The 12,495-nt window shown below is 70.1% G+C and carries 13 protein-coding genes; 11 read left to right on the top strand and 2 right to left on the bottom strand.

The genetic code is table 11. From position 1 onward, the window contains the following. A complete protein-coding gene (locus QHF83_RS05765; RefSeq protein WP_282416758.1) occupies positions 1–996 on the bottom strand; it encodes a bifunctional riboflavin kinase/FAD synthetase in 996 nt (331 codons plus the stop codon). A gap of 199 nt (positions 997–1,195) precedes the next feature. On the opposite strand from QHF83_RS05765, the gene QHF83_RS05770 reads away from it, so the two are divergent. From QHF83_RS05770 to rplI, 6 genes are all read left to right on the top strand, one after another. After that, positions 1,196–2,140, top strand: coding sequence for a ribose-phosphate pyrophosphokinase (locus QHF83_RS05770; RefSeq protein WP_136929512.1), 945 nt, complete (start codon positions 1,196–1,198; stop codon positions 2,138–2,140). A 168-nt stretch (positions 2,141–2,308) separates the two neighbouring features. Next, positions 2,309–3,040, top strand: a complete 732-nt coding sequence (locus tag QHF83_RS05775; protein WP_282416759.1) for a 50S ribosomal protein L25/general stress protein Ctc — start codon at positions 2,309–2,311, stop codon at positions 3,038–3,040. 99 nt (positions 3,041–3,139) lie between these two features. Next, entirely contained in the window at positions 3,140–3,832 is a 693-nt protein-coding gene (gene pth / locus QHF83_RS05780) for an aminoacyl-tRNA hydrolase (protein WP_282416760.1), read from the top strand. Between the two features lie 123 nt (positions 3,833–3,955). After that, the gene (gene rpsF / locus QHF83_RS05785) at positions 3,956–4,495 is read left to right on the top strand and encodes a 30S ribosomal protein S6 (protein ID WP_282416761.1); all 540 of its coding nucleotides are present in this window, start codon (positions 3,956–3,958) and stop codon (positions 4,493–4,495) included. Positions 4,496–4,498: 3 nt separating this feature from the next. Then, entirely contained in the window at positions 4,499–4,816 is a 318-nt protein-coding gene (rpsR, locus tag QHF83_RS05790; RefSeq protein WP_136929515.1) for a 30S ribosomal protein S18, read from the top strand. A gap of 25 nt (positions 4,817–4,841) precedes the next feature. Then, positions 4,842–5,285, top strand: a complete 444-nt coding sequence (rplI, locus tag QHF83_RS05795) for a 50S ribosomal protein L9 (RefSeq protein ID WP_348980427.1) — start codon at positions 4,842–4,844, stop codon at positions 5,283–5,285. A 64-nt stretch (positions 5,286–5,349) separates the two neighbouring features. Here the strand turns inward: rplI and QHF83_RS05800 are convergent, their stop codons facing one another. Further along, entirely contained in the window at positions 5,350–6,369 is a 1,020-nt protein-coding gene (locus QHF83_RS05800) for a PfkB family carbohydrate kinase (RefSeq protein ID WP_282416763.1), read from the bottom strand. 88 nt (positions 6,370–6,457) lie between these two features. Here QHF83_RS05800 and dnaB point away from each other — a divergent pair, with 88 nt between their 5' ends. The 5 genes from dnaB to QHF83_RS05825 all read left to right on the top strand — a co-directional run bounded on the left by dnaB (position 6,458) and on the right by QHF83_RS05825 (position 12,443). After that, positions 6,458–7,921: a replicative DNA helicase gene (dnaB, locus tag QHF83_RS05805; protein WP_282416764.1), complete on the top strand. Its 1,464-nt coding sequence runs from the start codon at positions 6,458–6,460 to the stop codon at positions 7,919–7,921. Between the two features lie 40 nt (positions 7,922–7,961). Next, on the top strand, positions 7,962–9,218 hold the full coding sequence (locus tag QHF83_RS05810; protein WP_282416765.1) for a hypothetical protein: 1,257 nt from the start codon (positions 7,962–7,964) through the stop codon (positions 9,216–9,218). A gap of 100 nt (positions 9,219–9,318) precedes the next feature. Then, positions 9,319–10,074 (top strand): isochorismatase family protein, encoded by a 756-nt coding sequence (locus tag QHF83_RS05815; RefSeq protein ID WP_282416766.1) that lies wholly within the window; start codon positions 9,319–9,321, stop codon positions 10,072–10,074. A gap of 40 nt (positions 10,075–10,114) precedes the next feature. Further along, a complete protein-coding gene (locus QHF83_RS05820; protein ID WP_282416767.1) occupies positions 10,115–11,119 on the top strand; it encodes an L-threonylcarbamoyladenylate synthase in 1,005 nt (334 codons plus the stop codon). A gap of 61 nt (positions 11,120–11,180) precedes the next feature. Then, on the top strand, positions 11,181–12,443 hold the full coding sequence (locus QHF83_RS05825) for a D-Ala-D-Ala carboxypeptidase family metallohydrolase (RefSeq protein ID WP_282416768.1): 1,263 nt from the start codon (positions 11,181–11,183) through the stop codon (positions 12,441–12,443). Positions 12,444–12,495 lie beyond the last annotated feature (52 nt).

Raw genomic sequence — 12,495 nt, forward strand, 5'->3', positions numbered from 1 at the left:
TCAAGCCCAGGCCGAGCCCGCCTCGGGGTCCGGCGTGATGCCTTCGATCGCGCGGCGCGCCTCCTCGGCGTCCCGCGCGATCTGCGCCTTCAGCGCGTCGAGCCCCGCGAAGCGTTGCTCGGGGCGAATGTGGCGCGCGAGGTGCACGCGCAGCCGCGCGCCGTACAGATCCTCGTCCCGATCGAAGACGTGCACCTCGAGCCGCGGGCGCGCCGCTGTGGGATCCACCGTGGGCCGCACCCCGAGGTTCGCGACGCCCCCGCCAAGCACCGTCGCGCCGCGCTCGCCCGCCCCTTCCGCGGGCAAACGATCGATCAAGACGGCGTACACGCCGAACGGGGGGAGCGCCTCCGGCGCATCGAGGATGTTCGCCGTGGGGAACCCGATCGTCCGCCCGCGTTGGTCTCCGGCCACGACGGTCCCCGAGAGCGCGTGCCATCGACCGAGGATGCGCCGCGCCTCGTCGAGATCGCCGCGCGCGATCGCCTCTCGCGCGCGCGTGCTCGACCAGGGACCGGTCGCGTCGCCGACGAGCGCGTGGGATCGTGTCTCGAAGCCGAGCTCCTTGCCGAGTCGCTCGAGCTCGGCGAAATCGCCGGCCCGCTGCGCGCCGAACCGGAAGTTCTGCCCGACCATCACCACGCGCGCGCCGAGATCGCCGAGCACGCGCTCGGCGAATTCGCGCGGGCTCTGCGCGGCGAACGTGCGGTCGAAGTGCGCCACGGAGACCCGGAGGCCCGGCACGGCGCGCTCGCAGAGGGCGATCTTGCGCGCGAGCGGCGTGAGCAGCGGCGGCGCCTTGCGGCCGAGGACCTCGGCCGGGTGCGGATCGAACGTCAGCACCACGGGATCGAGCCCGCGCTCTCGAGCCATCCGAGCGGCTTCTTCCAGGACGGCGCGGTGGCCTCGGTGGAGGCCGTCGAAGTTGCCGATCACGACGACCGTGCCGGTACGTCCGCTCGTCTCGCCGCGCTGGGAGCCGCTCTGCCGATCCACGATCGCGCTACCTAGTCAAACACGAGGCCCCGCGCAAAGCCGAGGTCGTTCCATGATGCATTGACCAGAAGATCCTTGACGGAAGTAGGGGTGGCTGGTAGAGCCGCGCCGCCGTTGACCCTTCGGCGTTCGGGGTTGTCGTGGTCGCTCGGACAGGCCGAGCGTCGACCGAACCCTCGGCAGGCAGGGAGGCTGGCCGATGTTCAAGAGAGTGAGCATCTTCTCGGGGAACGCGAACCCCACGCTCACGCAGGAGATTTGCCAGTGCCTCGAGTTCCCGCTCGGGAAATGCCGCGTTTCGCGGTTCTCCGACGGGGAGACGTTCTGCGTGATCCAGGAGAACGTCCGTGGCGTGGACACGTACGTCGTGCAGCCGACGTGCTCGCCGGTGAACGACAGCGTGATGGAGCTGCTCATCATGGTGGACGCGCTCCGGCGCGCCTCCGCGGGCTCCATCACCGCGGTCATCCCGTACTACGGTTATGCCCGGCAGGACCGCAAGGCCGCGCCGCGCACGCCGATCACGGCGAAGCTCGTGGCCGATCTCCTCGTCGCCGCGGGCGTGCACCGCATCGTCGCGCTCGATCTGCACGCGGGCCAGATCCAGGGGTTCTTCAACATCCCCTTCGATCACCTGCACGCGATGCCGGCGTTCCTCGATCAGCACCTTCGTGAGCACTACAGCCGCGACTGTGTGATCGTCTCGCCGGACGCGGGCGGCGTCGAGCGCGCGCGCGCGTATGCGAAGCGCCTCGATGGCACGCTCGCCATCATCGACAAGCGCCGCGAGCGTGCGAACGAGAGCGAGGTGATGAACATCATCGGCGAGGTCGAGGGCAAGCGTTGCCTCATCCTCGACGACATCATCGACACGGCGGGCACGCTGGTGAACGCGGCGAACGCGCTCATGAAGGCGGGCGCGAAGAGCGTCGCGGCCTGCGCCACGCACGCCGTGCTCTCGGGCCCGGCGCTGTCGCGGATCATGGAGTCGCCGCTCGCCGAGGTCATCGTCTCCAATTCGATCCCGCTCTCCGAGGAAGCCAAGGCGTGCGGGAAGTTCAAGGTCGTCAGCGTGGCGCGCCTGCTCGCGGAGGCCATCCGCCGGATCCACCACTCGGACTCGGTGAGCTCCCTCTTCGTCTAGCGTCCTCGCCCCCCGTTCGTCGTTTCGTATCCCCCTAAGCGCCTGGACAACCGTGCAGTTTCCTCTCAGGCTTCTGGCTTCGCCTCGGAGGATCGTCGGAAGAGGCGCACAACCCGATCGATCTCTGCTATAGCGCCGCGTCTCGGATCGGAACCGGAGAGTCGTCCCATGATGGAAATCATCAAGCTCAGCGCCACCCGTCGTCAGGAAAGCGGAAAGGGCCCGTCGAACAGGCTCCGCCGCACGGGGAACATCCCTGCCATCTGCTACGGCAAGGGCCTCGAAGCGTTCCCGGTTGCCGTCTCTCCGAAGGCCCTCCTCGAGGTGCTGAAGTCGGCGCACGGGAAGAACTCGGTCATCGAGCTGGCCGTCGAGAGCGGCGAGAAGCTCACCGTCATGGTGCGCGACTACGGCTATCACCCGATCTCGCGCGAGCTCGTCCACGCCGACTTCCTCCAGGTCAAGCTCGACCAGCCGGTCGACGTGGACATCCCCGTCCGTTGCGTCGGCAAGTCGAAGGGCGTCGCGGGCGGCGGCATCCTCCAGCAGATCTTCCGCAACCTGCCCATCCGCTGCCTGCCCGAGAAGATCCCGGCGGTCGTCGAGATCGACATCAGCGAGCTCGACCTCGGCGACACGGTGAAGGCCGGCGCGGTTCCGCTCCCCGAGGGCGTGAAGACGCGTCTGCCCGAGGATCAGACGGTCGTCGTCGTGGCCGTTCCCGAGAAGGGTGAGGAAGGCGCGGCTGCGGCTCCGGGCGCCCCGGGCGCTGCGGCTCCTGCGGCCGGCGCGAAGGGCGCGGCGCCCGCGGCGAAGGCTGCGGCTCCTGCGGCCGGCGCGAAGGCTGCGGCGCCTGCGGCGAAGGCTGCGGCTCCCGCCAAGGACGCCAAGAAGAAGTAGTTTCAGCACCAACGGTCCGAGCGATCCGCCCCGCGGCGCGCGCCTCCAAGCGAGGAGCTCCGCGGGGCACGGTCGTCTTCGGGCCTCGACTTCTTCGTCATGCTGCTCGTCGTCGGCCTGGGCAACCCGGGCGAGAAATACGCGTCGCACCGGCACAACGTCGGCTTCATGGCCGTCGAAGCGCTCGCGGCGCGCGCTCGCGCCGATGCGTTCCGCGAGAAGTTCTCGGGCGTGTGGTCGCGCGCGACGCTCGGGGATGAGCCGGGCGTGCTCCTCCAGCCGATGACGTACATGAACGAGTCGGGCCGGAGCGTTCAGCCCGCCCTCGCGTTCTTCAAGATCGCCCCGAAGGAGCTCGTCGTGATCCACGACGAGCTCGATCTTCCGTTCGGGGACGTTCGCCTCAAGTTCGGCGGCGGACATGCCGGGCACAACGGGCTGCGGTCCATCATGTCCCACGTCGGCACGGGCGACTTCGCGCGCGTCCGCGTGGGCGTGGGACGACCCCCGCCGGGGTATCGCGGGGAGGTGGCGGACTACGTGCTGTCGCCGTTCGACGCGGTCGAACGCTCGCGCCTGCCCGACATCTTGAAGCTCGTGACGGATTCTGTGCTAGAAGTCGCGACCCGCGGCCTCGACGCCGCGATGAACGTTCGAAACAGCCGGCCGAAAGCCGGCAAGAAGCAAGCGAAGGAGCGGAGCGAGGCGCGCACGTCGCCCGAGCCCGCGAACGCGAAGGCGGCGGAGGACAAACCGTCGGTTTCGCCTGGCGAAAAGCGCGAGGGAGAGTAACCCGGACGTTTTCCGCACCTTCGTGAGGCGCGAACGTCGGTTTGTCCCTGTGGACGGCCGGCGGGCGCGCCATCCTCGCTCCGGGGCACGACGTCTCCGGGGCCATCGTCCAAGAGGAGAAGCATGAGTCGACTCGTGACGGCGCCGAACCGCGCCAGAGAATACGAAACGATCTACATCCTGAAGCCCGACGTCGACGCGGATACCGCCGAGCGCGTCGGCTCGCGCCTGTCCGACGTGATCGGCCGTGAGCAAGGCCGGCTGACCAAGGTCGAGAACTGGGGCCGCCGCCGGCTCGCCTACGACATCCGCAAGCACCGCCGCGGCGTGTACATCTACCTCAAGTACCTCGGCACGGGCCGCGTGGTCTCCGAGCTCGAGCGCAACCTCCGCCTGATGGACGGCGTGATCAAGTACCAGACCGTCCTCGTCCGCAACGACGTGGAGGTCGCGGGGATCGCGATCGCCGAGGAGGACGTGAAGTTCGAGCGCGTCGAGCTGCCGCCGATCGAGGAGGAGCGCGACGAGTCGAGGGAGCGTCAGCTCGGCCTGATCGAGCCGGAGCGTCGTCAGGAGCGGACCAGCGAGGCGCCGGCCTCGGGCGAGTTCGACGACCTCGAGGGCGAGGCGGACATGACCGGCACCGAGGAAGAGGGAGGCTGAGCCATGAATCAACGAGGAATGGATTCGGGCAGCCGCAACATGGACATGGACGACCGCGATTTCGGGCGGACGCCGGATCTGAACGCCGACGCCCCCGGACGCCGCCGCACCGGTCGCAAGCGCGTCTGCCGTTACTGCGCCGACAAGGCGCTCTTCATCGACTACAAGGACCCGCAGGCGCTCAAGTACTTCATCTCGGAGCGCGGCAAGGTCGTCCCGCGCCGCATCAGCGGCAACTGCGCGCGACATCAGCGCAAGGTCACGCTCGCCATCAAGCGGGCGCGCAACATCGCGCTCTTGCCGTTCACCGTGACGGCGTAACGAGGAGGACGTCATGGCCAACTACATTCACGTGGTCCTGACCGAGGACCTCCCCAACGTCGGCAAGAGCGGCGAGCTCGTCCGAGTTCGTCCGGGCTACGCCCGCAACTTCCTGGTCCCCCGCGGCCTCGCGGTCGGCGCGACGGCGGAGAACGTCGCTCGCATCGAGCACGAGAAGAAGGTCGCCGAGGCGCGCGCGGCGAAGACCAAGAAGGCGGCCGAGGAGCTCTCGCAGAAGCTCGCGAACGTGAAGATCACGATCACGAAGCCCGTCGGCGAGGGTGATCGGCTCTACGGCTCGGTGACGTCGCGCGACGTCGAAGAGGCGCTCGCGGCGCAGGGCTACACGGTGGATCGTCGTCGCATCGAGCTCGACACGATCAAGGCGCTCGGCACCTACCAGGTTCCGATCCGCCTCGCGACGAACGTCACCGCGACGATCGACGTCACGGTCGCCGCGAAGTCCTGATCTCGTAAGCGTCAAGCGTTGGCCCGGGTCGAAAGGCGAAGAGCCGATCGGTCCGGGCCTTCGTTCATTTGACCACCGACGATCTCTCCACGAGAGATGCTCGCGCGACCTCGTTGCCGCGCAGGATCGCGCGCTCGATCGCCGCGCGATCCCGGAGCGCCGTCCGCCCCTCGCGCGCGAGCACCGAGATGAACCCCGCGACGAACGCGTCGCCCGCGCCGAACGTGCTCTCCACCGCGAGCGCCGGTCCTCCCGCGCGCACCTCGCCGAAAGGCCCGAGCGCGCGTGTCTCCGCCGCGCCGAACGTCGCGACCACGATCGCATCGGGCCGGAGCACGGGCGCGAGATCCCGCGGATCGGCCGCGCCGAGCAGCCGCAGATCGTCCTCGCTCACCTTGAGCACGGAGGCCTCGGCGAAGAGCCTCCGCGGATCTGCGCGCCCGAGCGCGTCGCCGGCCCAGAGCCGAGGCCGGAGGTTTGCGTCGATCGTGACGAGCGCTCCCTCGTGTTGCGCCTGCCGCGCCGCTCGTTCGAGCGCGAGCAAGCACGCGCGCGACGGCAGGAGCCCGGAGAAGTGGACGACGCTCGCGTCGAAGGAGCGCGGCAAGGCGTCACGCAGCGCGAGCGCCTCTTCCAGCACGGCGCGATACGCCACGGCACGCGGCGGCGCGTGGGTCAAGAACACGAGCCCCGTGCGGGTCGACTTCACGGCGCGCACGCGGGACACATCGACCCCGCGCCGCGACAGATGTGCCACGAGCGCGTGGCCCACCGGATCGTCTCCCACCGACGCCACGAGCCCTGCGCGCAGGCCGAGCTGTGCCAGCGTGAGCGCCACGTTCACCGCGCCGCCGCCCGGCGTGAGGGAGAGCTGTGTGGCATCGTCGAGGGACGTACCCGGCGACGTGGAGAGGTCCCAGAGTGCCTCACCCACACACACCACGTCGGCGGATGTCGTCGTTTCCTCGCGATCGTCTTGCCGATCCGGGTACCGCGCGCGGGTGTTTCCTGGTAGATCGCTCGTCGATCCCGACGCCTCGGAGGGCCCGCCCTTCGGGGCGTCTCCCATTTGGGGCCTCACCATGTGGATATCTTCGGGATTGATTGGGGCCATCTGGTGAAGAAGTGCCATGCAGATCGCTCAGCAGCGTCGTGGACGTTCGAACCAACCGATGGAACCGGCCCCTGTCGCGGGTCGTGTTCCCCCGCATGACCTCGACGCCGAGGCCGCGGTGCTCTCGGCTGTGCTCCTCGAGCGTGATGCGCTCGATCGAGTCCTCGAGATCCTGAAGCCGGAACACTTTTACAGTGACGCGAACAAGCGCATCTTCGAGGCGGCGACCGCGCTCGCCCTCTCCGGCACGCCGATCGACATCGTCTCCATAGCCTCCTGGCTACGCGATCGCGAGTGGCTCGCCCAGATCGGCGGCCCGAGTTATCTCGCGCAGCTCGCCGATGCGACGCCCGCCGTCGCGCACGTCGCCGCGCACGCCAAGGTCGTCTCCGAAAAGTGGCGGCTGCGGCAGCTCATCGCCACCTGCCAGCGCGTCGCGGCCGAGGGGTACGGCGACGTCGGCACCGTGCAGGAGTTCATCGACAACGCCGAGCAATCGATCTACGCGCTCGCGCGCACCGCGCAGTCGACGAGCGTGCAGCCGATCGCGCAGGTCCTGAAGGCCGCGTTCGAGCAGATCACGGCCGCGGCCGAGCGTGGCGATCGCATCACGGGCATCTCCACGGGCTACGAGCGGCTCGATTCGAAGACCGCGGGCCTCCACGACGGTGATCTGATGATCGTCGCCGCGCGCCCCGGCATGGGCAAGACGTCGTTCGTCCTCAACATCGCCGTGAACGTCGCCTCGCCGCGCACGGTGGCCGCCGGCCCGGGCGAGCCGGACCATGGCTACGATCGGCAGGAGCCCGGCTACGGCGTCTGCGTGTTCTCGCTCGAAATGCCCCGTGAGCAGCTCGCGAGTCGTATGGTCTGCACCGAGGGCCGCGTCGATCTCGGCAAGCTGCGCCAGGGCTTCTTGCAGCCGGACGACTGGCGCAGGCTCACCGAGAGCGCGTCGTATCTGTCGACGCTCCCGATCTGGGTCGACGACACGCCCGCGATCACGCTCCTCGAGCTCCGCGCCAAGGTCCGCCGCATCCAGGCCGAATACAACCGCTCGGCGGGGCCGGGCCAGCCCGACAGGCGCGTGGGGCTCGTCATCATCGACTACCTCCAGCTCATGAAGGGCCGCGACGGCGTGACCAGCCGCGAGCAGGAGATCAGCGAGATCTCCCGAGGCTTGAAGCAGCTCGCCAAGGAGGTTCGTGTCCCCGTGATCGCGCTCTCGCAGCTCAACCGCTCCGTCGAGACCCGCACGAACAAGGACAACGGCAAGCGTCCTCAGCTCAGCGATCTGCGCGAGTCCGGCGCCATCGAGCAGGACGCGGACACGATCATGTTCATCTATCGCGACGAGTACTACAACCCGGAGACCACGAACGCGAAGGGCATCGCCGAGATCATCATCGCGAAGCAGAGGAACGGTCCCACGGGCAAGGTGCTCGTGCGGTTCGCGTCATCGTACACGCGCTTCGACAACCTCGCGCCCGGCGACTACCCCGAGATGGTCGACGACGAGTGACGTCCCAAGATCCGGCGCGTTCGCGCGTCGGAGGCTCATCATGCCGCCCGGCTCCCCCACGAAACGCCTCGCGCTCGGAACCCTCCTCCTCGGCCTCGCGACGGGCCTCGCCGCCTGCGTCGAGCCCATCCAGAGCGGCGGCGTCGTCATGTTCGGCGGCGAAGGCGCGCGCATCGCCGCGATGTGCCGCTTTCGCCGCGGCACCGAGGGCAAGGCCGGGGTCTGCGCGCCGGAGCCGGAGGCACCCGCCCCGGTCACCCTCGCGCGGGTCGAAACGAATCCGAGGCTGTTCGTGGGCAAGCTCGTCGAGGCGAAAGCGGGTGACGTCCTCCTCGACAACGGCGCGATCGCGGCGGTGATCAGCGCCTCGGACGGCGCGCTCGTGGACGCCGGCGACGTCGAGGTCCGCGAGGACGCGCTCGGACGTGTCACGACATGCCTCGGCGCGCCGCTCGGCTGCCTGACCGGCGTGACGATGAGCCTCTCGCAAGGGCGCGACGGATCGGCGCAGGTGCTCGCGCGTGGCCATGCCGAGGGCGATCCGCGCGTGACGATCGCCACGCGGTACATGCTCGTCCCGGGCGCGCGCGTGATCCTCGTGTCGACCCTGATTGCCTCGAAGGCCGACGAGCCCGTGGTGATCCCGAGCCTCGGCGACGTCGTCCAGTGGGGCGTGGCGGAGCCCGTGCCCGCGGCCGCCAAAGCGCCGCCGCCTCCCACGGCCGCCGTGGCCCAAGCCCCGTTCGTGGCTGCGCTCGGTCACTACGTGGCGTATGCGATCGCGCCTGCCGACGATCGACCCACGCTCGAGATCGAAGGCGCCGCGCGGACGGTGAGCCTCCGCTTCGGCCGGAACGTCACGCTGCCGCCCGGCGGCTCGGCGCGCTATGAGCGTCTCTTCATGGTGGCCCCGCGCGGCGACACCCTCGGCGTGGTCACCGAGCTCGCCCTCGTCCGCGAGGGGCGCGTCCCGGGCGCGATCGAGCTTCGTTTCGTGGATGAAGCAGGCAAGCCGATTCCTCCGCCCGCGGACGTGCACGTAGAGCTCCTGTCCCCGCGGGATACGCTCGTCCCCTTCCTCCGGATCGGACCTTTCGTCGAGGATGCCAGCGTCGCCGCCGAGGCGCCCCCGGGCGCGTACGAGCTCGATCTCCGCGGAGAAGGGCTGCGCGCGCTCGCCCGCGTCCCGATCGAGGTCAAGTCGGGCGAGGTGACGCAGGCGACGATCGCCGTGGGCGCAGAAGCTCTGCCCGTGCCCGCGCAGGGCACCCCCGAGGGTGGTACGCCCGCGCCCTGACCGCGGCGGCTCCCCGGCCCGACCAAAGGAACTGGCATCCGCGCGCGCCTCCGTCGTGGGTTCGTCCGCACGGACGTGCTACGAAAAAAAAGCGCGTTCCATGGTGGATCGGCTCGGCAGAGAACGGCTCCTCGAACTCACGCTCGCGGGCACGCCCCAAAGGGCCCTCGCGTCGCTCGCCGCTGCTTCGCCCGAGGACACGGCCGACCTCGCCGCGCTTCATGAAGACCTCGCGCTCCTCGCGCACGCCGCGCCGCCCGTGGAGCCGCCGAAGCGCTTGCGCGAGCGCCTCCTCGCGACCCGCCCAAGGCCACGCGGCCCGAGGCGCCCCGTGCTCGTGGTGCTCGACATGATCAACGACTACCTCACGCCTGGCCGCCCGCTCGAAGTCCCGCGCGCGCGTGACGTGGTCCCCGCGGTGAAGGAGCGCATCACGTGGGCGCGCGAGAAAAACGTCCCCGTGATCTACGTGTGCGATGCGCACGAGCCCGACGACGAAGACTTCCGCGACTGGCCGCGCCACGCCGTCGCCGGCACCACGGGCGCCGAGGTGTGGCCCGACATCGCGCCTTCGCCGGGCGATCACGTCGTGCACAAGCGGACGTACAGCGCGTTCACGGGCAGCTCCTTCGGGCCGCTGCTCGACGAGCTCCACGCCGATCAGATCATCCTCACGGGCTGCTCGACCGAGATCGGCATGTTCGCCACCGCGAAGGACGCGCTCGAGCGCGGGTTCGTCGTGACGATCCCTCCCGACTGCCAGGCAGGCACGAGTGTCGTGGCCGAGCAGGTCACGCTCGTGACCCTCGCGGCGCTCGCGCCGTTCGAGCCACGTTACCTCCGCGCCGCGCCTTGAAGAACCCGCGCGCCGCGTGCGAAGCGGCTCGCCTTGCTCCATGATCGCCGCGCCCGTGATCCGCACCGAGCTCCTGCCCTTCGACCCACCGGCCGTCGCGCGCGCGGCCGCGCTCCTCCGCGGCAAGCGCCTCGTCGCCTTCCCGACCGAGACCGTCTACGGCCTCGGCGCGCGCGCCGATGACGCTTCCGCCGTGCGTCGCATCTTCGAAGCGAAGGGTCGTCCCGCGACGAACCCGCTCATCGTGCACGTCGCCGGCATCGCCGAGGCGCGCGCGCTCGCGCTCGACTTTCCGCCCGTCGCCGAGCGCCTCGCCGAGCTCTTCTGGCCGGGCCCGCTCACGCTCGTCGTCACGCGCAGGCCGGGCGCCGTCGTCGACGAGGTCGCGGCCGGCGGACCCACCGTCGCGATCCGCGTGCCTGCCGCTCCCGTCGCGCGCGCGCTCCTCGAAGCGTGCCGTTTGCCCATCGCGGCGCCGAGCGCGAACCGCACGACCTCGCTCTCGCCGACGACCGCCGAGCACGTCCTGAAATCGCTCGGCGGGCGCATCCCGCTCGTGCTCGACGGCGGCCCTTGTCGGCATGGCATCGAGTCCACGATCGTCGACGTCTCGCGCAGTCCTGCGGTTCTTTTGCGCCCGGGCGCCATCTCCCTCGATGAACTCTGCCGCCACGTCGACGTCGTCGATCCCGGGGCGATCACGGTCTCGCTCGACGAACGCGCGCCTTCGCCGGGCACCTCCGCGCGGCACTATGCGCCTCGCGCCACGCTCATCATCGTGCCTGCCGACGAGGCGCACGCCGAGATCGCAAAGCGCCGCGCGGCGGGCCTCGTCACGGGAGCCGCGCTACGTGCGCCCGGCGCCGCGCTCGATCCTCCCGTCGAGATCTTGCCCGCGGACCCCGAAGGTTACGCGGCCGCGCTTTATGCGGCGCTCCATCGGCTCGACGACGCTGGCTGCGAAAGCGTCGTGGTCGAAGCACCTCCGGCAGGCTCTGCGTGGGCTGCCGTCCACGATCGCCTGCGCCGCGCCTCTTCGGCTTGAGCGCGGGAATTGCTGACGCCTCCTCGTGGGTTGTGGCAAAACGAGGGAGTCGGCTCTTGGGATGACGAAGCTCGTGGTTCGTTCGGATCAAAAGGGATCGCGTCTCGCGATGATGGGCGTCGCGGCGATCGTGCTCGCAGCCGCGACGCAGGTCCACGCGGGGCCGCTCCTCGATCAGCCGCCCAAGCTCTACACCTTCAAGCTCGACGACCCGTCCGCGCCGCGCCTCGGCCTCCTGCGCTCGTACCTCAACGCCGAGGTCGAGAGCCCCGGCCCGCTGCGCCGCTACATCTGGGGGCCCTTCGGCCAGTGGCGGAACGAGCCGTGGTTGCAACTCGCGTGGCGCCCCGCGCACGCCGAAGGCGACGCGGACGAACCCCACGACGAGCACGACGACCTCCACGCGTTCGCAACGAGCCGCGTTCGTCTCCTCGACGCCGAGTCCGCGGCGCTCCCGTTCTTCCGCGCGGCCTCCGAGGGCGCGGAGCTCCTTCGCATCGAGCCCGACGTCCTGCCGTCCTGGTCGTGGAACGGCCTCGATCCCGCGCGCGCGCCGGCGTTCCTCGCGTCGACCGGACCGAGCTTCGCTTCGAACGGCTTCGACTCGCTCTGGGCCCCGCCGCCGAAGCCCGTCCGCGACTGGCGATGCCGTCGTCGCCCCGTGACCTTCGTCCGCGGTCCCGGCGAGCGCGACGTCTTCCCGCTCGTGCGTTGCGATGGATCCGTCGCGCCCGAGGCGCTCGATCGCCTCTCGCTCATGATGCGCCCGGCCGACGTCGCGCGCCCCGCGGATCTCCTCCCCGACGAGCCCGATCCCGAGGCCGCGCGCAAAGGTGAGTGGATCTCCGACGTGCGCCTCGTGCACCCGCGCCTGCTCTGGGCGCTGCAGCGCATCGCCGACTCGTTCCCGTGGCGGCCGATCTACATCTACAGCGGCTATCGCCCCGGCGCGAAGGTCGCGGGCACGAGCCACCACAGCATGCACGCGGCCGCGCGCGCCGCGGACATCCAGGTCCACGGCATCCCGAACGCCACGGTCTTTCAGCTCTGTCGCACCCTCGACGACGTCGGCTGCGGCTTCTATCCGAACAGCAAGTTCGTCCACGTCGACGTGCGCAGGCCCGGCACGGGACACGCGCTCTGGATCGACGCCTCCGGCCCCTCCGAGCCTCCGCAGTACGTCGACTCGTGGCCGGGCGTGCTCGAGAAGGGCGGTATGGCCTGGGCGCCTGCGCACGCCACGCCTGGTGTCGTGGAGTGGTCCGGGCGACTGCCGTCCGGGGCGAGCATGCCTGCACCGCCGCGTTACGGCGGGCCTCCGTAGCGCACGCCTCGCGAGCCCGCGCGCGCGAGCCACCACGCGAAGAATTCGTTAC

This window comes from Polyangium sp. 15x6 (assembly GCF_029960785.1).
Taxonomy (GTDB): domain Bacteria; phylum Myxococcota_A; class Polyangia; order Polyangiales; family Polyangiaceae; genus Polyangium.